We start from the raw sequence: 20211 nt of genomic DNA, 5'->3' as shown, positions 1-20211 counted from the left end.
GATAGACAGGAATTTCCATGGTCCAGTACACCGAAGTAGGAAAAAGTAACCTGATTGGCACCGATGCGCCCCGCCCTCAGGACAAGAACCCCAGGGGCGTGGATCGGATCATTGCCGTTGCTTCCGGCAAGGGCGGCGTTGGTAAATCGACAGTGTCGTCCAATCTGGCGGTGGCCATGGCCTCGAAAGGCCTGAAAGTGGGTCTGCTGGACGCCGACGTCTACGGCCCCAGCCAGCCGCGGATGCTGGGTGTGTCGGGCCGACCTTCCAGCCCGGACGGCAACACCATCCTGCCGCTTCGCAACCACGGCGTGACCCTTATGTCACTCGGGCTGATGACCTCCGAAGAGGAAGCCATTGTCTGGCGCGGACCCATGCTGATGGGCGCTCTGCAGCAAATGATGAACCAAGTGGACTGGGGAAGGCTGGACGTGTTGCTGGTGGATCTGCCGCCGGGCACTGGCGATGTCCAGATGACCCTGAGCCAGAAGTTTTTCGTGGCCGGCGCCATCGTGGTGTCGACGCCCCAGGACATTGCCCTGATGGATGCACGCAAAGGCATCGACATGTTCAAGCGCATGGACGTGCCATTGTTCGGCCTGGTGGAGAACATGGCTTCTTTCATCTGCGATGGCTGCGGCAAGGAGCATCATCCCTTCGGCCACGGTGGTGCCCGGGCTGAGGCCGAGAAGCTGGGGGCACCGTTCCTCGGTGAAATTCCTCTGGATCTCGATATCCGGATCGGCTCCGATGGCGGGGTGCCCATTGTGGTGTCCAAGCCCGACAGTCCGCAGGCCCAGGCTTTCCAGCGGCTGGCCGATCAAATCATTGCCTCCGAACAATACGCCCGGGCCGTCCAATGATCATTGAGTCTCCCCGTTTCCCACCGCTACTGAGCGGCGAGGTTGTGCCCCCGCATACGGATCCTTTCGATAAGGCCGTCAGCCGTGCCATCGCCGGCGTGGATTCCGGCACCATTTTCTATTCCGAGGCCGTGGATACCCTGCGCGCGGCACTGGTGCTGGCGCCCGAGACGCCGTTGGAAGAGGCCATTCAGGCGGTGTACGTGGCCCAGATAGGTCTGGCCGAGAGCCTTGGCGCACTGGCGCCGCCCGAGGTGCCGGTGCAGTTCCAGTGGCCTGACCGCATCAAGGTCAACGGGGCCCTGTGTGGCAGCGTCAGGTTTGCGGCCGATGTGTCCGACCCCAAAGAAACGCCGAACTGGCTGGTGATCGGTATCGTGGTGCCCTTCACCCATCCTGGCGGCGAGCCGGGTGAAACGCCGGATCAGACTTGCCTGTACGAAGAGGGCTGTGTAGAGATAATGCCCATGGCGTTGCTGGAGAGCTGGTCCAAGCATACGCTGTTATGGCTGACCTATTTTCTGGACAGCGGGTTCGAGCGGGTTCACAACGAGTGGCGTCCGCGCTGCGATACTATTGGCAAGCGCATCGAGGAACCCCGAGCCGGCCTGTTTGTGGGGCTGGACGAAAAAGGGCGCATGCTGTTGCGCCAGGATGTGATGACCGAAACTGTTAGCCTGATTGATTATGCGGAGCACCTATGAAACTGGCCCGAACCCTGAGACTGGACATTTCCGATGAAAACGTCTTCGAGCGGCCGGCACCCAGTGGGGAGTGGGCCATTTCTGGCGGCTTCGAGTTTTCCAACTGGACCGAGGCGGACCTGACAGGCAAAGCCCGGCAAGCCTTCACCAATGGCTGGTACAGCATTGAGTCGGGTGGTCGTGCCAGCTTTGTCGGCGTGTGCGACATTACCGAGCCGGAGCTGGAGCGGCTACGCCAGACGCTCGCGCAGACTTTTGTGGAGATCTATGGCGCGCCGGACATCGAGGCCGCTTACCCGGTGGCCTGTGAAGAAATCGACCAGATGCGCAGCATGTGCGAAGACTTTGAGGACAACACCCTGCTGATGGTCAGCCGCACCCTTACCGACCTGGGCGTTGAGGAAACCTACCGCTCCCGTGGCCCGCAGGATGCCTCACTGGAGGCCTTTGCGGTCCACGGCAGCGTTGACTGATTACAGGCCGAAGCTGCCGTAGGGAATAAACCGGACGGGGGTGCCGGGCTCGATCTGCTGGGCGCTCTCATCCAGTTCCACCAGACCCTCGGACCAGGCCAGACCGGTCACCCGGCCAGAGCCTTCCGACCCGAATACCTCGACCTTCCCATCGCGAACCCGTGCCCGCAGCATCTCGCTGCGCCCGGGTTTTTTGTTCTTCGAGAAGTCAGCCGGCATGGTATACGCCTGGGGCTCGAACCATTCGGCCCCTGCCAACAATGCCATGGCAGGCGCACCAAATCTCAGCGCACAGACCCAGGCGGCCACCGGATTACCCGGCAGACCGACTACCGGCGTGCCCCGGAACATGGCAAGCGCCAGAGGACGGCCGGGTTTGATGGCAATGCGCCAGTTACTGATGTCACCGTGTTCTTTCAGGGTTTTCGACACATGATCTTCGTCTCCGGCGGACACGCCGCCGCTGGTCAGGATCAGGTCACACTGCTCCGCGCCCCGCTCCAAGGCTGCCTTGACCTCCTCGGCCCGGTCCAGCACATGGCCAAGATCCACGAGTTCGTAGCCGAGTTGTGATACCAGGGCGCTGAGCATAGGGCGATTGGCGTCGTATATCTGCCAGTCTGTGACAGGTGCGCCCACCGGCTTCACCTCATCACCGGTGGACAGCACGCCCACCCTTAGCCGCTGATAAACATCAACGGCTTCCACGCCCACGCTGGCAAGCACCGAAATCTGGGTCGGACTGAGCCGGGTTCCGGCAGTGAGAATCCGGTCCTCGGCTTTGATGTCTTCACCGGCTTTGCGGGCATTGGCGCCTGCTTTTAGCGTACCGTTCAAATGCAACTGGCCATCCCGGACTTCGCAGTCTTCCTCCAGAACCACGGTATCCGTGCCGGCGGGAATAACCGCGCCTGTCAGAATCCGGATTGCGTATCCCTCGGGCACCTGCCCCATGTAAGGCTCACCGGCGGCGCTGCGGCCGTCCACCAGAGGCAGGGTGCAGGGCACGTCCGTTAGCGGCCCGGCAAGAGCATAGCCATCCACGGCGGAATTGGTGCTTGGGGGATGAGCCCGGGGCGCATAGACATCACTTGCCAGGATTCGGCCGTTCACCTGTGAGAGAGGAACCTCACGCTCCACTTCCACCACGGGATGCAACCTTGAACGCAACCGCTCAAGGGCTTCTTCGACCGGCGTCCAGTTCACGCCCGGGGGAAGGGCAAAACAGTCGTTGCGAAGCGGCTTCATGACTCTCTCGCTGGTGGCTGTACATGATCAATAATAAAATCGGCAATGCCGGTGATGTCATTGATATCGAACAAAGGCCCGGAAAAATCGGCGGCATAGTCGCTGGCAACGGCGATGATGTTGGCGTCTTCCCGGTAAAGAGGCGTGCGGTCCGATTGCTGCCGGTGCACTTCTATTTTCGGGTGCGCATGGGTTTTGTACCCTTCCACTACCACCCAGTCGCAGGCGGTCAGGCGGGCCAGCAAATCCTCCAGTGAGGGCTCACCTGCGCCCCGCAGCTCTTGCATGATGGCAATGCGCTGACCTCCCGCCAGGATCACCTCGCGGGCACCGGCTTCACGGTGTTTGTAGCTGTCCGTTCCGGGCTGATCCACGTCCACCATGTGGTGGGCGTGCTTGATCGAGCTGACCGTTAAACCCCGGCCGGACAGTTCGCGAATCAGAGCGGCTGCCAGTGTGGTCTTGCCGGAGTTTTTCCAACCTACGATGCCTATAACGTTCACTTCAGATGCTGCTCCGCCCAGGCCAGATCGTCCGGGGTGTTGATGTTGAAAAAATCGCCTTCGTCAAAAACCACCAGAGTTTCGCCCTGGGCCTGTGTCCACTGGCGGATCTTGCGTACGCCCTCGTTCAGGGCGGCTCTCAGATCGTCCCTCAAAGCGACCCGCCAGCGCCCGAAGGTCGGCTGTGGCAGTCGGCCGCGCTCTGGGTCTGGCGTGGCTGCCAGCACCACCGGGGTGTCATGTTCCGCCAGTCTGGCAGCCAGATCCCTGGGAAAGGACGGTGTGTCGGCGGCCACGCTGATGAGCCATTCGTGGCCCTGTTCGGCGGCCCAGTCCATGCCCGCGAGTACGCCGGCAAGCGGGCCGGGGAAGCCTTCGATGGAGTCCGCCACCACCGGCAGATCCAGGTCGTCGAACCGGCTTAAATCCCCGTTGGCATTCAATACCACGGCATCGACCTGCGGGGTGATCCGCTCGATTACCCGCTGGATCAACGACTGGTCGCCGAGCATGAGCCTGCCTTTGTCGCCACCACCCATGCGGTTTGCCTGGCCGCCGGCCAGGATAACTGCACATTGGCTCATGCAGTGCCTCCGTCAATCATGTTGAGCGCCTTTGCGACGTAGCTTCTTGTCTTCATCGGGTACCTGCGACAAGTCCTGATCGAACACCAGGCGGTGCTGGCCGCTCAGGCAGGTGAATTTCTTGCCACGCATCCGGCCGATCAGGGTCAGCCCGACCTGGCGGGCAATGTCGACTCCCCAGGCGGTGAAGCCCGAGCGGCTGATCAGAGTGGGAATGCCCATCAGGGATGTTTTAATCACCATCTCTGAGGTCAGGCGGCCGGTGGTATACAGAACCTTGTCTGCGGCCGAAATGTTGTTCAGGTGCATCCAGCCGGCAATTTTATCGACCGCGTTGTGCCTTCCAACATCCTCCATGTACGCCAGGATTGTTTGTCCCTGGCAAAGCGCTGTGCCGTGGATGGCGCCGGTTTCCATATACAGGCTAGGCGTATGGTTGATCTGGTAGGAGAGATCGTAAAAGGTGCTGGTGTGCACTGGCGTATCCGGCAGTGACAGACCTTCCAGCCCGGCCATCATGTCACCGAACACGGTGCCCACGGCGCAACCGGAGGTGCGGGTTTTCTTTTCCAGCTTGTCCTCGACATCGGTAACGCCTGACGTGCGCACCACCGCAACCTCGAGTTCTTCGTCAAAATCGATCCCGGTGACCGTGTCTGTTTCTTTCAGCATGCCCTGGTTGAGCAGGAAGCCGAGGGCCAGATACTCCGGATGGTCGCCGATGGTCATGGCTGTGACGATCTCCTGGCTGTTCAGGTAGATGGTCAGGGGGCGTTCCTCGATCACGCTGATCGATTTGGCCTCACCGTTCTCGTCCACGCCCTCCACTGGGCGAGACAGACGGGGATCCTTGGGATCGGGAAGTATGGGATCAATCGTCATTTTTGTTATAGCCGTTTCCTGGTCGTACTGGAATGGATGTTGTACGGAGATTGCCAGAGATTAGCCTATTTGGCATTGAGGAAAAACAGCTGCTTTTTGCCAATAAAAAACCCCGGCAATGCCGGGGTTCGATCTGGGCAGGGTAAACAGACGCTCAGTTCAGTCGCCCTTGATCCTTTTGCCTCACTGGGCGTTCGGGAAGAACAGTTGCTGCCCGTCCACTTTGAAGTCGGCAATCGCCTGCTGGCCTTCTTCCGACAGCAGCCAGTTGTGCCACTGGGCTGCCAGGTCGTGTTTGAGGTGTGGGTGCTTTTCTTCGGAGAGCAGCAAGCTGCCGTACTGGTTAAAAAGTACTTTGTCGCCCGAGAACAGCAGCTCGAGATTCTGGCGATTTTCGAACGCGACCCAGGTAGCACGGTCGGACATCACATAGGCGTCCATGCCGGCGGCGGTGTTCAGGGTCGGACCCATGCCGCTACCCAGTTCCCGGTACCAGCTGCCGCCCGGTTCCACGCCGGCGTTTTCCCAAAGCCTGAGCTCGGCCCGGTTGGTGCCGCTGTCATCGCCTCGCGATGCAAACGGTGCCTCTGCTTCGGCGATGGCAGAGAAGGCTTCGGCGGCGCTTTCCGCGTTACGGATTTTGGCGGGATCGTCTTTCGGGCCGATCAGCACGAAGTCGTTGTACATAACGTCTGCCCGCTCGGTGGCAAAGCCGTTCTCGACAAACCGTTTTTCCCCGGCGGTGTCATGCACCAGCAGGCTGTCGGCGTCGCCCCGGCGGGCGAGCTCAAACGCCTGGCCGGTGCCGACGGCTACAACGCGAACTTCAATACCGGTCGCCTCCTCAAACTTGGGCAGGATCGAGTCGAACAGGCCGGAGTTCTGGGTGGACGTGGTTGAGGCCAGCGTAATGTAGTCGTCGGCCTGGGCACTGAAGGTCAGGCCCATGGTCGTTACGGCTGCCAGAACCAGATTCAGGGTTTTTTTCATCTTGTTCTCTCCTTTGTCGTGTCTTATTCGTAGAGCGAGCGATGGTTCGGTACGTTTATTTTCTTGGTGGGTGATCAGGCCACGAGCTCTCCGCTCAGGAAGGCTTGTGCCTGGCGCGAAGCAGGGGCGCTGAAAAAGATGTCGGCCGGCGTGTGCTCCTGCACTTTTCCGCCGGCGAGAAACAGCACGTCCCCGGCCAGCCTCCGGGCCTGATGCAGGTCATGGGTTGTCATTACGATGCGTGTTCCTCTCTCGTGAAATTCCTGAACGGCGGCTTCCACGTCCTTTATGGCAGCGGGGTCCAGTGCGGAGGTGGGCTCATCCAGAAACAGTACCGAGGGTGAAAGAGCCCAGGCCCGGGCCAGAGCGAGGCGCTGCTTCTCGCCACCCGATAACACCCGGGCGGGCGTATCGGCACAGGAGGACAGGCCGAAGCGTGCCAGGGCTTCCCGTGCCAGCTCTGCACGCCGCTTGCGTGGGACGTTATTGACGGCCAGCGCGTGCGTGAGGTTGGCCAGTGCGGAACGGCGCAGAAGAACCGGGGTCTGGAATACCATGGCCTGGCGGGGTGTTTCGTCACCGGACCAGGTTATGGCTCCCTCCGTTGCCGCGAGCAGCCCGTGAGCCAGGCGGAGCATCAGGCTCTTGCCCGCGCCATTGGGGCCCATCACCAGTGTGGGGCCGGGGCCGTCCAGCGTGAATGAGCAGGGGCCAAAAAGCTGGTGGCCGAGAAGGTTGAACTCGACGTTGTCAAAGCGCAGCGACGGCGGTGCACTGAGTTCGATTGGTCTGTTAACGGGCACGTTCAACGATGTCATCCCATGCGCCTCTTGGCCGTTTCACTCAAAATGTACGCAGTAGCGTTGATCGCCATGACAAGCGTCAGCAGGACAATGCCGAGGCCTAACGCCAGGGGCAGGGCGCCCTTGCTGGTCTCAAGCACAATGGCCGTTGTCATGACCCGGGTGACGCCGTCGATGTTGCCGCCAACCATCATGACCGCGCCGACTTCCGCGCTGGCCCGGCCGAACCCTGCGAGCAGAATCGTCAGGAGGGCAAAGCGGGCGTCCCACAGCAGTGTGGGCATCATGCGAGCCTTCGACATGCCCAGCGAGACGAATTGCTCGCGATATTCGCCCAGCAACTCCTCCACTTTTTGCCGCGAGAGCGCGGCGAGAATCGGCAACACCAGTATCACCTGCGCAATTACCATGGCCCCGGGCGTGAACAGAAGACCCAGTTCGCCAAGCGGTCCGGCCCTCGACAGCAGCAGGTAAACGCCTAGCCCTGCCACAACCGGCGGCAGCCCCATCAGCGCATTCAGCGCGACAATAACCCCGCCGCGTCCGGGGAACTGCCATAACGCAACCGCAGCGCCCAGTGGAAAACCCAAAAGCGCCGCTATCAGGACCGCAACGAGCGAAACCTGCAGCGATAGCACCACGATCTGGTACAGCGAAGCGTCGAAATTCACCAGTAGCGAGAGCGCCACGTAAAGCGCGTTTTCTTCCACAGCTGCGTCTCCTTAGTCTTGAGCATCGTGGCGTTTTTAACTACGCTTTGCGATGCTTGCCGTAAATAATGCATCTAAAAACAGCATTATGCGTATCAATTGACTCCGGAGGTTCGATGTCTCTGCCTGACTATCTCACTACGGCCGAGGCTGCCGAGTATCTGCGCCTGAAAGAACGCAAGGTCTACGATCTGGTGGGCCAGGGCGTGATCCCCTGCGTGCGGGTGACGGGAAAGCTTTTATTTCCGCGCCAGCGTATAGATCTCTGGTTGATGAATCATCTGGAGGGTGACGAGGGCGTCAGCGCGCCAACGCCGCCCGTGCTGGTGGGTAGCCAGGATCCGCTGCTGGAGTGGGCGGTGAAGGAGAGTAATGCCGAGCTGGCGATGCTGTGCCAGGGCAGCGGAGACGGGGTGCAGCGCCTGGTTGACGGTCGCGCCATGGTTGCTGGCATGCATATCTGGCACGCGCAGACTGAGCGTTACAACGACCCGGTGACCCTGGGCTTGAGCGGGATGCGTGACCTGGTGCTGATCCGCTGGGCCAAACGCCGGCAGGGTCTGCTTCTGGCGCCGGACAACCCCCACGGAATTGTGCAGCTGGAAGACATCGCCCGGCCGGGCCTGCGTCTGGCCCACCGCCAGCCCGAGGCCGGTGTCAGTCATCTGCTGCAAAGCCTGCTAGCCCGCTACCGTATTGATGGCAGCCGGCTTGCCTGGGCCGAACATCCCTCGCTCAGCGAGGACGATCTGGCTCTGGCTGTTCGTCAGGGGGAAGCGGATGTGGGTGTGGGTATCGAGGCGGCGGCCAGGCGCCAGGGCTTGGCATTTATCCCCCTGCAGCAGGAGCACTTCGACCTGGCCATGCGCCGGCGCCATTATTTCGAGCCGGCCATGCAGCGTTTGCTGGCCTTTGCCGGTAGCGAACGATTCGCGCACCGGGCCGAGACATTGGGCGGGTATGATGTCAGTGAACTTGGTAAAGTAGTGTATAACGCTTGAACGACAACAATAAGCAGACCATTCAGGCAGGAGCCCTCATGGGTTCGACAATGAAGAAGGTGATCAGTGAAAGCAGCGGCGCGCTGGGTGATATTGGCACATTGCTGCCCTTGACTCTCGGTGCCATTGGCGTGGCCGGACTTGCTCCAGTACCGGTACTCCTGGGTTTTGCCGTGTTTTACATCGTGACAGGCCTGTATTACCGCCTTCCTGTTCCGGTACAGCCCATGAAAGCCGTGGCCGCGTTGCTGTTGACCACCCAGGTCAGTGCCCAGAGCCTGATCGCCAGTGGCGTTCTGATCGGTGCCATCCTGTTGCTTCTGGGGTCAACCGGATGGATCAACCGGGCGGCCCGCCTGGTGCCGGGGTCGGTATTGAGCGGCCTGCAACTGGGGCTGGGTTTGTTGTTGGCCAGCATGAGCCTGGAATTGATGGCTACCTCCCTGCCGCTGGGCCTGTTCGTGCTGGGGTTGCTGGTGGTTACCCTGAAACTGTTCCCCAGCTGGCCGGCGGCGCTGATGGGGCTGGCGTTGGCCATGGTCCTCGGTGCGCTGCTGGGTTCACCCGGGCTGCCATTGCCGGCGGATCCCGCCATCTTCTCGATGCCCACATTGCCCTCGATGGATGAGTGGCAGCAGGGGTTCTCTATCCTGGTGTTGCCGCAACTGGCGTTGACTATCACCAACGCCATCGTTCTGACAGCTCTGGTGGTGGGGGATTATTTCGGAGATCAGTCCCACCGGGTCTCACCGGCACGGCTGTCCGTCACAACTGGCCTGGCCAACCTGTTCCTGGTGCCGTTCGGTGCCTTGCCCATGTGCCACGGCGCCGGTGGTGTTGCGGCCCATTATCGCTTTGGCGCCCGCACCGGTCTGGCGCCGGTCCTGCTGGGCACGGGGTTACTCCTGGTGGCGATCGTGCCCGGTGGCCTTTCTTTCATTGCTGCCGTGCCCGCGGCGGGGCTCGGGGCTCTGCTGATGGTCGCAGCTGTCGAACTCGGCCTCACCAAACGTCTATGGACCGCCAAACCCTCCTGCTGGCCGGTGATTGGCATCACGGCTCTGATCACCTTCTGGGCTGACCCGTTTTTCGGCTTCCTCGTCGGGGTGGCCGCGGAGACGTTCCGGTCAGCCTGGTTGCGTGGGAGGTTTAGCGGTGCCCATCAGGATTGAGGATATCGTCCGATTCGGCTGATACACTCTCCCTACCACACCCACCACACCCACCACACCCAGTGAGGGTTCAGCACTCGTAATTCTGAACACTTCATCTTTTGAAATGATATCCTCGTAAACCGCTATGAGGGACGCAAATCAATCCTGAATGCCGACCTCTTTGAAGCAATCTTAAACTGGAAACCCGGAGCTTTAACCGTACCCATGAGAGTCGTTATCCGTTATTTTTTCCGAACGCTGCGCCTGATACTGACACCATTCATGCTGCTCAGTGAAAAACTCAGCACGCCGGAAAGCGTCAGCCGTAGCGCTGATGAGCAGGCCAGGGCCAACGAGGCCAGCAAGGATCTGGCTCTTTACCAGTTCAAAGCCTGTCCGTTCTGTATCAAGGTAAGGAAGGAAATCGCCCGGCTGGGCCTCAACATCGAAACCCGCGACGCCCAGCATAACCCGGAGCATCGTGCAGAGCTGGAGGCTGGCGGCGGTCAGGTCAAAGTGCCCTGCCTGAAGATTCAGCAAGAAGATGGCAGTGTCCGCTGGCTGTATGAGTCTGACGATATCAAGGCCTGGCTGCAGGAGCGGTTTGAGCCGGCCTGATCGCCGGTTCTGGTTGGATCGTCCTCGTCATTTATCCCGCATTATTTCTCTGGGGTGGCAGAGTCCAGGGAAATATCGATAAGTTCATGCTGCAGCTTTTTAAGAAGGTGCAGCAGGCTGACGCTGTCATCAAAACTCATCCCCTGCATGGCCTGCCGGTAAAACTCGGCAATCGAGTCCTGCAGCCGATCCCAGAAGGTCCGGCCAGATTCGGTCAATACCACCAGTCTGGCCCGCCGATCCTGGGGGTCCGGTATCCGAATGACATGCCCGTCCCGTTCCATTCGTTTGAGCACGCCGTCGAGGTTCTGGCGGCTGACGTACAGGTACTCTTTGAGCTGATTGAACGAGGTGCCTTCCTCGAAACCCTCCCGTGACAGCGCCCCGAGCACCGCCCACTGGACGGCGCTGATGCCCATTTCATTCTGAACCTGGCGCTGCAGAATGTTTCCGGTCTGGAACAGGCGGAAAAACAGGCGGTTGGGAATGCCTCCGGATTCGTTGACGATCATCTTTGCTCCTTTGGTGCCCCGCTGGCGGTTGGGCCGGCGAGGGCGGTTCTCGGCGTCCTGAATCACGGAAGGCATGGGACGCGTCACTTCGGCAGGTACTCGCGGGCGATAATGTTCTTCATGATCTGCGCGGTACCGTCACCAATCTGCAGGCCCAGGACATCCCGCAACCGTTGGGCAAAGGGCAGGTCCTCGCCCCAGCCGGTATGGCCATGGGCCAGCAGGCACTGTTTCACCACATCAAACGCGAGCTTCGGGCCCCACCATTTGTTCATCGCCGCCTCGGCGTTGTGGGGCAGGTTGTTGTCCTTGAGCCAGAGCGCATGGTAGCACTGCATGCGCGCGGCATGAACGTAGGTCTGGTATTCCGCCAGCGGATGAGTCAGGCCCTGGAAGGCGGACAGGTTCTGGCCAAAGGCAGTACGCTCGGTCAGCCACTGCCAGGTTTCTTCCAGGGACTGCTGGGCCACCGCCAGGCACTGCAGGCCGATCAGGGCGCGGCTGTAGTCGAAACCCTGCATGACCTGTTTGAAGCCTTTCCCTTCCTCCCCCATCATGTGGCTCGCGGGTACTTCCACGTTATCGAAGAAGATCGAACCGCGGCCGATGGCACGTTGGCCATTGTCCTCAAAGCGGGTGGTGGTGATGCCCGGCGTGTCCATGGGCACCAGGAACGCGCTGATGCCGGAGGCCCGTTGCTCCACCGTGCCGGTGCGGGCGAACACCACCGCCACGTCAGCCTGGTCGGCCATGGAGATGGAGGTTTTCTCGCCGTTGAGCACGTAGATGTCGCCCTTTTTCTCGGCTTTCAGGCGCAGGTTGGCAGCGTCCGAGCCACCATGGGGTTCGGTCAGTGCGATGCAAGCCACCTTCTGACCGGTAGTCATGCCGTGCAGCCATTCCTTTGCCAGGTCCGGCGCGGCGTGGCTGGCGATGATCTGGCCGTTCAGGGAGGTCAGTAGCGGAATGTAACCCACGTTGAAATCCCCTTTCGAGATCTCCTCGATAATCAGGCCGCTGGTGACGCAATCCATGCCGCTGCCGCCGAATTCCTCGGGCAGCTCGCCACCGAGCAGGCCCATCTCGCCGAGCTGGCGGATCACGTCCCGCTCGATCACGCCTTCCCGGTCCCGCTTGCGATAGCCCGGGGCCAGCACCTCGGCGCTGAAGCGGGCCACAACCTCGCGGATCGCGTTTTGTTCTTCATTGAATGCGAAATTCATGGTGTTCTCCGGGCTATCGAGCCGTTACTTGTAGTACTTGCGGAATTCCGGCTTGCGCTTTTCCTTGAAGGCGTTGACGCCCTCTTTGGACTCGTCGGTGTCGTAGTACAGGCTCAGGGCCTGCATGCCGAGGGCACCGATGCCGGCGATGTTGTCGCTGTCGGCGTTGAACGAGCGCTTGGCGATGGAAATGGCGGTCGGACTCTTCTCGAGGATCTCGTCACACCACTTGCGCACTTCCTCGTCCAGCTGCTCCGGGGGTACCACGGCGTTTACCAGGCCCCAGTCCAGAGCCTGTTGTGCGCTGTACTTGCGGCACAGATACCAGATTTCCCGGGCCCGTTTCTCGCCCACAACCCGCGCCAGATAGGCGGTCCCGAAACCGGGATCGACGGAGCCGACCTTGGGGCCAACCTGACCGAAAATGGCGGTTTCCGAGGCGATGCTCAGGTCACAGATCACGTGCAGCACGTGGCCGCCGCCGATGGCGAAGCCGTTGACCCGGGCAATCACCGGCTTGGGGACCTCCCGGATCAGGCGTTGCAGTTCTTCCACCGGCAGGCCGATCAGGCCGCGACCGTCGTACTGGCCCTCGTGGGCGCTCTGATCGCCACCGGTGCAGAAGGCTTTCTCGCCGGCGCCGGTGAACACTATCACGCCGATGTCCTTGTTCCAGCCGGCGCGGTGGAAGGCGTCGATCAGTTCCATACAAGTCTGGCCGCGGAACGCGTTGTAGCGGTCCGGACGGTTGATGGTGATGGTGGCGACGCCGTCGGTTTCGTCGTACAGGATGTCTTCGTAAGTCATGGTGTGTTCTCCGTGTTCTTGAAAGTGGGCGTTAGCCGGCCATGGTCAGGCCGCCGGACACGCTGATCACCTGGCCGGTGATGAAGTTGGCGTCGTCACTGGCGAGCAGGGCGATGATGCCGGGGTAATCGTCCGGCTGGGCCAGTCGTTTCATGGGCACGGCGTTGCGGAAGGCTTCCAGCAGCTTTTCCGGGTTGGGTGCGGATTCTGCGACACCCTTGAGCAGGGCGGTGTCGGTCGGACCGGGGCAGACCACGTTCAGGCACACGTTCTTGGTGGCCAGTTCCCGGGCCACCGTCTTGCTGAAGCCCACCAGCCCGGCCTTGCAGGCGGCGTAGACGGACTCGCCGGAGGAACCGACCCGGGCGGCATCGGAAGCCACATTGATGACCTTGCCGCCACCGGCGGCCACCATTTTCGGCAGCACCACGTGGTGCATGTTCAGGGCGCCGGTGAGGTTCACTGCGATCAGCTGGTCCCACAGTTTCGGTTCGGTCTTGAGGAACGGCATGAAGCGGTCGAAACCGGCGTTGTTCACCAGCACCGTGGGCACACCCAGATCGCTTTCCATCGCAGCCACGGTCTCAGTGATCGCGGCATAATCGGTGATGTCTGCGGCGTAGGCCTTGGCCTCGCCGCCTGCCTCGGTAATCAGGTCTACCGTGGCCTGGGCCGCGTTTTCGTCACGGTCCAGTACGGCCACCAGGCTGCCTTCCCCGGCAAAGCGCTGGCACACGGCGCGGCCGATGCCGCCCCCGCCGCCGGTCACGATGACTGTTTTTCCATTAAGGCCTCTCATGTGGACTTGCTCCTGTTGTTGTTCAATCAATGGGATCAACCGCGCCTTGCCGGTTCCAGGCGAACCTCTTTGGCCTGTTCGCGCAGCTTGAATTTCTGGATCTTGCCGGAGGCGGTGCGAGGCATGGCCTCAATCACTTCCAGGTATTCCGGCAGGTAGTTTTTGGACAGTTGCTGTTCGGTCAGGTAGGCCTTGACCTGGTCCAGGGTCAGGTCGGTGGCGTTCTCGTCCAGGGTCACGTAGGCACACAGGCGCTCACCCAGGCGTTCGTCGGGGCAGCCCACCAGGGCAACATCGACGATGCCCGGGTACTTGTAGAGCAGGTTCTCTACCTCCACCACCGGGATGTTCTCGCCGCCCCGGATAACCACGTCTTTGGTGCGACCGGTGATGCGGATGTAACCGTCCTTGTCCATGCGGGCGAGGTCACCGGTGTTGAACCAGCCGTCCTCGTCCACGCCATAGAGTTCCGGGCGCTTCAGGTAACCGATAAACAGGCTGGAGCCGCGAACCAGCAGGCTGCCCTCTTCTCCGGCCGGTAACTCGTTACCCTGGAAGTCGGTGACTTTCACTTCCATCCAGGGCAGGGCCTTGCCGTCGGACTGGCTGGCCCGCTCGGCCGGATCTTCCGGGCAGGTCATGGTGACCGCGCCGTTTTCAGTCATGCCCCAGGCTGAGACAATTTTGGCTTTCAGCACCTTGCCGGCCTGCTCGACCACAGCGCTGGGGATGGGGGCGCCGGCGGAAACGAAGATGCGCAGCGAATCCAGTTCGCCCTCGTGCTTGGGCGCGGTCTTGACCAGGTCGGCCAGGAAAGGTGTGGCGGCCATGGTGAAGGCCGGTTTCTCGGCGGCAATCACCCTGCACACGTAGTCCGCGTCCCAGATGTCCTGGAGGATGGCGGTGGTGCCAAGGTAAACCGGCATCATGATGCCGTACATGAAGCCGGTCTGATGGGCCACCGGTGAGGCCATCAGCACCTTGTCATCCGGGCTCAGGTGCAGCCGGTCGGCATAGGGCCGCACGTTGGAGAACAGGGTGTTGGAGGTGTGCATGACGCCTTTGGGCTCGCCGGTGGTACCGGAGGTGTAGAGGATCTGGATGGCGTCGTCGGCGGTGAGCTGGCGCTCGGCAAACAGGGCCCGGGTGTCCTGCTTTTCTTCCCAGGCAGTTTCTACAAGGCGCTGTTCAAAGCTGCGTTCGCCCTCTCCGCCGATCACCAGCAGGGTTTCAAGGTTGGGCAGTTCGGCACGGATACCGTCGATCATGGCTTCGTAATCGAAGCCCCGGAAGACCTTGGGAATCACCAGCAGTTTTGCTTCGCCGTGCTTTAGCATGAAACGCAGTTCCCGCTCCCGGAAAATAGGCATCATCGGGTTGAGGATGGCGCCGATGCGCATGCAGGCCAGGTGCAGAGCTGTGGTCTGCCACCAGTTCGGCAACTGGCAGGCCACGACATCGCCTTTGCCGATGCCCATGGCCGCCAGGCCCGCTGCCATACGGGTGACCTTGTTATTGAGTTCCCGATAGGTGAGAGCGGTGCGGGTGTCACCGGTGACCTGGTAACCGACGATGGCTTCCCGGTCCGGGGTGCTGGCCACGGCCTGGTCCAGATAGTCGGTAATGAGCTTGTTGTTCCATGCGCCAATCTCGACCATGGCGGCGCGGCGTTCCGGATTGAGAGTGATGCCTGTATCCATCTGATTCACCTGTTGTGTCCGGTTTGTTGTTGTTGGGAGGTCTGACCTAAAAAGCGGGTCATTACCTTGTCAGTTTCAAGATACGCCTTCTCAAAATAATATGTCAACATGTTGCCTTAAAAAATATTCGGGTGTAGTCTTTTTTAAATCGGAGGGCTCAATAAAAGAGCTTTATTAGGCTAATTATAAGAAATCGCCTCTTAGTGGAGATGGTTATGAACTACAGCAACATATTGCTTGAAAAGTGCGAGGCTGTGGCCCTCATCCGGCTCAACCGTCCGAAGGTGCACAATGCGCTGAACAATGAACTGATGAACGAACTGACGTCGGCTCTGGAAACCTTCGAAGCGGATAACGCCATCCGTGCCATTGTCATCACCGGCAATGACAAGGCGTTTGCGGCCGGTGCGGACATTTCCGAAGTCCATGCCCAGGATTTCTCCCGGGCCTACCGTGAGCGCTTCATCTCGGCGAACTGGGAAACCGTGACTCGCTGCCGCAAACCTGTGATAGCGGCAGTGGCTGGTTTGGCACTTGGTGGCGGCTGTGAGCTGGCGATGATGTGCGATCTGCTGATAGCGGCCGATAACGCCCGCTTCGGACAGCCGGAGGTGAAGATTGGCACCCTGCCCGGTGCCGGGGGCACCCAGCGTCTGGCCCGGGCCATCGGCAAGGCCAAGACCATGGATCTGTGCCTGACCGGGCGAATGATGGATGCGGAGGAGGCCGAACGCAGTGGCCTGGTGAGTCGGGTAGTGCCGGCAGAGCGGCTGCTGGAGGAGGCGCTGGCCGTGGCAAACGAAATCGCCAGTTACTCTCTGATGGCCACCATGATCAATAAGGAGGCCGTGAACCAGGCCTTCGAGACCTCACTGCGCGCCGGGGTGGAATACGAGCGCCGTCTGCTGTGGTCCAGTTTTGCCAGTGAGGATCGCAACGAGGGTATGACAGCCTTTCTCGAAAAACGTCAGCCCGAGTGGAAGCACCGGTAACCTTCAAAAGCTCAGGAGCGACTATGGATATTCATTTCACCCCCGAAGAGCAGGCTTTCCGCAGTGAGGTACGGGCATTTCTCGAACAGAATCTGCCGGCTGATATTGCCGAGAAAGTCCGTTTGGGCCGTCGACTCTCGAAAGAGGACCACCAGCGCTGGCAGAAGATCCTCAACAAGCAGGGCTGGTATGCCGTTAACTGGCCGGTGGAATATGGCGGCACCGGCTGGTCCGTGGTGCAGAAGCACATCTTTGACGAGGAGTGTGCCGCTGCCGGAGCGCCCAGGTTAGTCGCCTTCGGCGTGAATATGGTAGCGCCGGTCATCATCAGGTTTGGCACCCAGGCCCAGAAGGATTACTACCTCCCACGGATTCTGCGCAGCGAGGACTGGTGGTGCCAGGGCTATTCCGAGCCCGGAGCCGGTTCGGATCTGGCTTCCCTGAAAACACGGGCCGAGCGCGATGGTAACTATTATGTGGTTAACGGTCAGAAGACCTGGACCACCCTCGGCCAGCATGCCAACCGGATTTTCTGTCTGGTCCGCACCGATTCCGCAGCCAAGAAGCAGGAGGGCATTTCCTTCCTGCTGATCGACATGGATACGCCTGGCATTACCGTGCGACCGATCATCACCCTGGATGGTGAGCACGAGGTCAACGAAGTGTTTTTCGACAACGTCCGGGTGCCGGTGGAAAACCTGGTGGGCGAGGAGAACAGGGGCTGGACCTGTGCCAAGTACCTGCTCACTTACGAACGCACCGGGCAGGCCGGCATCGGACTCTCCAAGGCGGCTCTGGCCCACCTGAAAGACATTGCCAGCGCCGAGACCGTGGCCGGACGGCCACTGATTGACGATCCGCTGTTCCGCGCCCGTATTGCCGAGGTGGAAATGCGCCTGATGGCGGTGGAGATGAGCACCCTACGGATTCTGGCCGCCACCCGCGACGGCGGCGTACCGGGCGCTGAGAGTTCGTTGCTGAAGATCCAGGGCTCTGAAATCCGGCAGGCGATCAGTGGTCTCATGCGCAAGGCGCTCGGACCCAATGCACTGCCGTTCCTGGAGCCCGAACTCGAACCGGATTTTGAGGGCGAGCCGCTGTACCGGGATTACAGTGCCTCCCCGGCGAGCCAGTATTTTAATCTGCGGAAATTGTCGATCTACGGCGGGTCCAACGAAATTCAGAAGAACGTCATCGCCAAGCAGGTTCTGGAGCTGTAGGAGGGCGCCATGAATTTTGAATTGAATGAAGAACAGCAGATGCTGGCGGACACCGTTGAGCGTCTGGTCCGAAACACCTATGGCTTTGAGCAGAGAGAGGCTTTTTACCAGAGTCCCCAAGGGTACAGTCCCGAGTTCTGGCGGCAGTTATCGGAGCTCGGCATCACCTCCGTACCGATTGCGACTGACTACGAAGGTTTTGGCGGCACCGGCGTCGAGAACATGCTGGTGATGAAGGAACTTGGGCGTGGCCTGTGCCTCGAACCCTACCTGCACTCCCAGGTATACGCGGCCGGCCTGATCCAGCAGCTTGGCTCCGTGGAGCAGCGACATAATATCCTGCCGTCGGTGGCATCAGGCGAACAGTTGCTGGCGGTGGCGGACGAAGAGTCGGGCACCCACTCCCATTCGGAGGCCAGCGAATGCGCCGCCATTCCCTGTGAGCGGGGCTGGCGTCTGAGTGGCCACAAACGAGTGGTTATCGGGGGCGAGATTGCCCACACCATTCTGGTAACCGCCCGGATGAATGAGGGAGACGGGGTCAGCCTATTTTTACTGGATCCGGCAGCGGAGGGTGTCTCTCGCACCGGCTACCCCTGCATTGACGGCCCCAGGGCTTGTGATCTGGAGCTCTCCGACGTCTACGTTGAGGCGGATTCCCTGATCGGCCCTGTGGGCAAGGCAGGGCCGGTACTGGCCTACCAGCGCGGCCGGGCTTTGGCGGCGCAGTGTGCCGAGGCGCTGGGCAGTATGGAAGAGGCCTTCCGCCTGACTCTGGAGTACCTGAAAACCCGCCAGCAGTTCGGCTCGCCGATTGGCCGTTTCCAGGCCCTGCAGCATCGGATGGCGGAAATGCGTGGAGAGCTGGAGCTGGCCCGCTCCATGACCATTCTGGCGGCATGCGTGGCGGACGACCCGGATTCGAGCGAGCGGAGCCGCCGGCTGGCAGCCGCCAAATTTGTCGTCGCCCGGGCGTCGGAGCTGATTGCGGAGCAATCCATACAGTTGCACGGAGGCATCGGCATGACCTGGGAATATTCACTGGCGCACCACGCCAAGCGCCTGGTGATGCTCACCCATCAGTTCGGGGATGACGATTTCCACCTCGGACAGTATTCGGCTCTGATGGAATTACCACGGCAGTCATCACGGCAGGTGGCCTGAAAGCCAACCAACAAGACAAGATCCACAAACGGAGACAAACGACATGGCCAACCAAGCAAGTTTCAATTGGGAAGACCCGCTGTTGCTGCACCAGCAGCTGACCGAAGAAGAGCGCATGGTGCGCGACAGTGCCCGCCAGTTTGCCGAAAGCAAACTCCGCCCCCGGGTGCTGGAAGCCTTCCGTAACGAACAGACCGATCCGGCGGTTTTCCGGGAAATGGGTGAGACCGGTCTGCTGGGTTGTACCATTCCCGAGCAATACGGCGGCAGTGGCCTGAACTACGTGTGCTATGGCCTGATTGCCCGGGAAGTGGAGCGGGTGGATTCCGGCTACCGCTCCATGATGAGCGTGCAGTCGTCCCTGGTGATGGTTCCCATCTACGAATTCGGTAACGAGGAGACCCGCCAGAAGTACCTGCCGAAACTGGCCTCCGGCGAGTGGATCGGCTGCTTCGGCCTGACCGAGCCGGATCACGGCTCTGATCCCGGCAGCATGGCGACCCGGGCGCGCAAGGTGGACGGCGGCTACCGCCTGACCGGCAGCAAGATGTGGATCACCAACAGCCCGATCGCCGATGTATTCGTGGTCTGGGCCAAGGACGACGACGGCCAGATTCGCGGCTTTGTTCTGGAGAAGGGCTGGGAAGGCCTGAGTGCCCCGGCCATTCACGGCAAGGTGGGCCTGCGTGCCTCGATCACCGGTGAGATCGTGATGGATGGGGTGTTTGTGCCGGAAGAAAACGCGTTTCCCGAGGTACGGGGCCTCAAGGGACCATTCACCTGCCTGAACTCGGCTCGTTACGGCATTTCCTGGGGGGCGCTCGGGGCCGCCGAAGATTGCTGGCACACGGCCCGCCAGTATGTCCTTGACCGCAAACAGTTTGGCCGGCCGCTGGCGGCCAACCAGCTAATCCAGAAGAAGCTGGCGGACATGCAGACCGACATCACACTGGCTCTTCAAGGTTGCCTGCGGCTTGGACGAATGAAGGACGACGGTACAGCCGCTGTTGAGATCACATCCATCATGAAGCGCAATTCCTGTGGCAAAGCTCTGGATGTTGCCCGCCTGGCCAGGGATATGCTCGGGGGTAACGGCATCAGTGATGAATTCGGGGTGGCTCGCCACCTGGTCAATCTGGAAGTAGTGAATACCTACGAGGGTACCCACGATGTCCATGCCCTGATTCTTGGCCGGGCTCAGACGGGAATTCAGGCCTTCTTCTGACGGGTTTGCGTGGGTTGAACGCTACTGAGCTGTAAA

22 protein-coding genes are annotated in these 20211 nt (G+C 60.8%); 10 read left to right on the top strand and 12 right to left on the bottom strand.

Translation table 11 applies throughout. From position 1 onward, the window contains the following. Positions 1 to 17: 17 nt before the first annotated feature. Genes WA411_RS00675 through WA411_RS00665 form a run of 3 tightly spaced genes read left to right on the top strand, consistent with a single transcriptional unit; the run spans position 18 to position 2040 of the window. A complete protein-coding gene (locus WA411_RS00675) occupies positions 18 to 863 on the top strand; it encodes an Mrp/NBP35 family ATP-binding protein (RefSeq protein ID WP_083231750.1) in 846 nt (281 codons plus the stop codon). Next, positions 860 to 1567 carry a biotin/lipoate--protein ligase family protein gene (locus WA411_RS00670; RefSeq protein ID WP_227514456.1) on the top strand — a complete coding sequence of 236 codons (708 nt, stop codon included), beginning with the start codon at positions 860 to 862 and terminating at the stop codon, positions 1565 to 1567. Before WA411_RS00675 ends, WA411_RS00670 begins: the two co-directional genes overlap by 4 nt. Beyond that, a complete protein-coding gene (locus WA411_RS00665) occupies positions 1564 to 2040 on the top strand; it encodes a DUF6505 family protein (protein WP_136629941.1) in 477 nt (158 codons plus the stop codon). Before WA411_RS00670 ends, WA411_RS00665 begins: the two co-directional genes overlap by 4 nt. Here WA411_RS00665 and WA411_RS00660 read toward each other — a convergent pair whose 3' ends face one another. The 7 genes from WA411_RS00660 to WA411_RS00630 form a co-directional block, all read right to left on the bottom strand. After that, positions 2041 to 3288, bottom strand: coding sequence for a molybdopterin-binding protein (locus tag WA411_RS00660; protein WP_291905571.1), 1248 nt, complete (start codon positions 3286 to 3288; stop codon positions 2041 to 2043). Beyond that, positions 3285 to 3791: a molybdopterin-guanine dinucleotide biosynthesis protein B gene (gene mobB / locus WA411_RS00655; RefSeq protein ID WP_291905573.1), complete on the bottom strand. Its 507-nt coding sequence runs from the start codon at positions 3789 to 3791 to the stop codon at positions 3285 to 3287. Before mobB ends, WA411_RS00660 begins: the two co-directional genes overlap by 4 nt. Next, entirely contained in the window at positions 3788 to 4375 is a 588-nt protein-coding gene (gene mobA / locus WA411_RS00650) for a molybdenum cofactor guanylyltransferase MobA (RefSeq protein WP_069182759.1), read from the bottom strand. The genes mobB and mobA overlap by 4 nt, the downstream gene beginning before the upstream one ends. Positions 4376 to 4387: 12 nt before the next feature. Continuing rightward, positions 4388 to 5257 carry a formate dehydrogenase accessory sulfurtransferase FdhD gene (locus WA411_RS00645; protein WP_136629943.1) on the bottom strand — a complete coding sequence of 290 codons (870 nt, stop codon included), beginning with the start codon at positions 5255 to 5257 and terminating at the stop codon, positions 4388 to 4390. 183 nt (positions 5258 to 5440) lie between these two features. Next, complete coding sequence (locus WA411_RS00640; RefSeq protein WP_136629944.1) at positions 5441 to 6247, bottom strand: substrate-binding domain-containing protein; 807 nt, start codon at positions 6245 to 6247, stop codon at positions 5441 to 5443. 74 nt (positions 6248 to 6321) lie between these two features. Beyond that, complete coding sequence (locus WA411_RS00635) at positions 6322 to 7065, bottom strand: ATP-binding cassette domain-containing protein (RefSeq protein ID WP_291905577.1); 744 nt, start codon at positions 7063 to 7065, stop codon at positions 6322 to 6324. Continuing rightward, positions 7062 to 7760, bottom strand: a complete 699-nt coding sequence (locus WA411_RS00630) for an ABC transporter permease (protein ID WP_291905579.1) — start codon at positions 7758 to 7760, stop codon at positions 7062 to 7064. Before WA411_RS00630 ends, WA411_RS00635 begins: the two co-directional genes overlap by 4 nt. 116 nt (positions 7761 to 7876) lie before the next feature. Here WA411_RS00630 and WA411_RS00625 point away from each other — a divergent pair, with 116 nt between their 5' ends. The 3 genes from WA411_RS00625 (at position 7877) to WA411_RS00615 (ending at position 10533) form a co-directional block, all read left to right on the top strand. Then, a complete protein-coding gene (locus WA411_RS00625) occupies positions 7877 to 8761 on the top strand; it encodes a helix-turn-helix transcriptional regulator (RefSeq protein ID WP_291905581.1) in 885 nt (294 codons plus the stop codon). Positions 8762 to 8799: 38 nt separating this feature from the next. Continuing rightward, complete coding sequence (locus tag WA411_RS00620; protein ID WP_291905583.1) at positions 8800 to 9933, top strand: putative sulfate/molybdate transporter; 1134 nt, start codon at positions 8800 to 8802, stop codon at positions 9931 to 9933. A 207-nt stretch (positions 9934 to 10140) separates the two neighbouring features. Next, positions 10141 to 10533 (top strand): glutaredoxin family protein, encoded by a 393-nt coding sequence (locus WA411_RS00615; RefSeq protein WP_153634363.1) that lies wholly within the window; start codon positions 10141 to 10143, stop codon positions 10531 to 10533. A gap of 41 nt (positions 10534 to 10574) precedes the next feature. Here the strand turns inward: WA411_RS00615 and WA411_RS00610 are convergent, their stop codons facing one another. From WA411_RS00610 to WA411_RS00590, 5 genes are all read right to left on the bottom strand, one after another. Further along, complete coding sequence (locus WA411_RS00610; RefSeq protein ID WP_291905587.1) at positions 10575 to 11045, bottom strand: MarR family winged helix-turn-helix transcriptional regulator; 471 nt, start codon at positions 11043 to 11045, stop codon at positions 10575 to 10577. Between the two features lie 83 nt (positions 11046 to 11128). Continuing rightward, on the bottom strand, positions 11129 to 12268 hold the full coding sequence (aliB, locus tag WA411_RS00605) for a cyclohexanecarboxyl-CoA dehydrogenase (protein ID WP_291905589.1): 1140 nt from the start codon (positions 12266 to 12268) through the stop codon (positions 11129 to 11131). Positions 12269 to 12292: 24 nt separating this feature from the next. Further along, positions 12293 to 13075 (bottom strand): enoyl-CoA hydratase-related protein, encoded by a 783-nt coding sequence (locus tag WA411_RS00600; RefSeq protein ID WP_291905591.1) that lies wholly within the window; start codon positions 13073 to 13075, stop codon positions 12293 to 12295. A 31-nt stretch (positions 13076 to 13106) separates the two neighbouring features. Continuing rightward, complete coding sequence (locus WA411_RS00595) at positions 13107 to 13874, bottom strand: SDR family NAD(P)-dependent oxidoreductase (protein ID WP_291905594.1); 768 nt, start codon at positions 13872 to 13874, stop codon at positions 13107 to 13109. Between the two features lie 35 nt (positions 13875 to 13909). Beyond that, positions 13910 to 15574 (bottom strand): AMP-binding protein, encoded by a 1665-nt coding sequence (locus WA411_RS00590; protein ID WP_291905596.1) that lies wholly within the window; start codon positions 15572 to 15574, stop codon positions 13910 to 13912. A 215-nt stretch (positions 15575 to 15789) separates the two neighbouring features. Here WA411_RS00590 and WA411_RS00585 point away from each other — a divergent pair, with 215 nt between their 5' ends. Genes WA411_RS00585 through WA411_RS00570 form a run of 4 tightly spaced genes read left to right on the top strand, consistent with a single transcriptional unit; the run spans position 15790 to position 20175 of the window. Next, on the top strand, positions 15790 to 16566 hold the full coding sequence (locus tag WA411_RS00585; RefSeq protein ID WP_291905597.1) for an enoyl-CoA hydratase: 777 nt from the start codon (positions 15790 to 15792) through the stop codon (positions 16564 to 16566). A gap of 23 nt (positions 16567 to 16589) precedes the next feature. After that, complete coding sequence (locus tag WA411_RS00580) at positions 16590 to 17786, top strand: acyl-CoA dehydrogenase family protein (protein WP_291905599.1); 1197 nt, start codon at positions 16590 to 16592, stop codon at positions 17784 to 17786. Between the two features lie 9 nt (positions 17787 to 17795). Then, positions 17796 to 18950: an acyl-CoA dehydrogenase family protein gene (locus tag WA411_RS00575; RefSeq protein ID WP_291905600.1), complete on the top strand. Its 1155-nt coding sequence runs from the start codon at positions 17796 to 17798 to the stop codon at positions 18948 to 18950. A 43-nt stretch (positions 18951 to 18993) separates the two neighbouring features. Beyond that, on the top strand, positions 18994 to 20175 hold the full coding sequence (locus WA411_RS00570) for an acyl-CoA dehydrogenase (RefSeq protein WP_291905601.1): 1182 nt from the start codon (positions 18994 to 18996) through the stop codon (positions 20173 to 20175). Positions 20176 to 20211 lie beyond the last annotated feature (36 nt).

The organism is Marinobacter sp. CH_CUG1437-1 (genome assembly GCF_037029655.1).
GTDB classification, from domain to species: domain Bacteria; phylum Pseudomonadota; class Gammaproteobacteria; order Pseudomonadales; family Oleiphilaceae; genus Marinobacter; species Marinobacter salsuginis.
Note: the sequence above shows the minus strand (reverse complement) of the source record. Positions and strands in the feature narration are given on the sequence as shown.

Coding starts and splice junctions, on each gene's coding strand:
- WA411_RS00675 (WP_083231750.1), top strand. CDS start 18: ATGGTCCAGTACACCGAAGTAGGAAAAAGTAACCTGATTGGCACCGAT.
- WA411_RS00670 (WP_227514456.1), top strand. CDS start 860: ATGATCATTGAGTCTCCCCGTTTCCCACCGCTACTGAGCGGCGAGGTT.
- WA411_RS00665 (WP_136629941.1), top strand. CDS start 1,564: ATGAAACTGGCCCGAACCCTGAGACTGGACATTTCCGATGAAAACGTC.
- WA411_RS00660 (WP_291905571.1), bottom strand. CDS start 3,288: ATGAAGCCGCTTCGCAACGACTGTTTTGCCCTTCCCCCGGGCGTGAAC.
- mobA (WP_069182759.1), bottom strand. CDS start 4,375: ATGAGCCAATGTGCAGTTATCCTGGCCGGCGGCCAGGCAAACCGCATG.
- WA411_RS00645 (WP_136629943.1), bottom strand. CDS start 5,257: ATGACGATTGATCCCATACTTCCCGATCCCAAGGATCCCCGTCTGTCT.
- WA411_RS00640 (WP_136629944.1), bottom strand. CDS start 6,247: ATGAAAAAAACCCTGAATCTGGTTCTGGCAGCCGTAACGACCATGGGC.
- WA411_RS00635 (WP_291905577.1), bottom strand. CDS start 7,065: ATGACATCGTTGAACGTGCCCGTTAACAGACCAATCGAACTCAGTGCA.
- WA411_RS00625 (WP_291905581.1), top strand. CDS start 7,877: ATGTCTCTGCCTGACTATCTCACTACGGCCGAGGCTGCCGAGTATCTG.
- WA411_RS00620 (WP_291905583.1), top strand. CDS start 8,800: ATGGGTTCGACAATGAAGAAGGTGATCAGTGAAAGCAGCGGCGCGCTG.
- WA411_RS00615 (WP_153634363.1), top strand. CDS start 10,141: ATGAGAGTCGTTATCCGTTATTTTTTCCGAACGCTGCGCCTGATACTG.
- WA411_RS00610 (WP_291905587.1), bottom strand. CDS start 11,045: ATGATCGTCAACGAATCCGGAGGCATTCCCAACCGCCTGTTTTTCCGC.
- aliB (WP_291905589.1), bottom strand. CDS start 12,268: ATGAATTTCGCATTCAATGAAGAACAAAACGCGATCCGCGAGGTTGTG.
- WA411_RS00600 (WP_291905591.1), bottom strand. CDS start 13,075: ATGACTTACGAAGACATCCTGTACGACGAAACCGACGGCGTCGCCACC.
- WA411_RS00595 (WP_291905594.1), bottom strand. CDS start 13,874: ATGAGAGGCCTTAATGGAAAAACAGTCATCGTGACCGGCGGCGGGGGC.
- WA411_RS00590 (WP_291905596.1), bottom strand. CDS start 15,574: ATGGATACAGGCATCACTCTCAATCCGGAACGCCGCGCCGCCATGGTC.
- WA411_RS00585 (WP_291905597.1), top strand. CDS start 15,790: ATGAACTACAGCAACATATTGCTTGAAAAGTGCGAGGCTGTGGCCCTC.
- WA411_RS00580 (WP_291905599.1), top strand. CDS start 16,590: ATGGATATTCATTTCACCCCCGAAGAGCAGGCTTTCCGCAGTGAGGTA.
- WA411_RS00575 (WP_291905600.1), top strand. CDS start 17,796: ATGAATTTTGAATTGAATGAAGAACAGCAGATGCTGGCGGACACCGTT.
- WA411_RS00570 (WP_291905601.1), top strand. CDS start 18,994: ATGGCCAACCAAGCAAGTTTCAATTGGGAAGACCCGCTGTTGCTGCAC.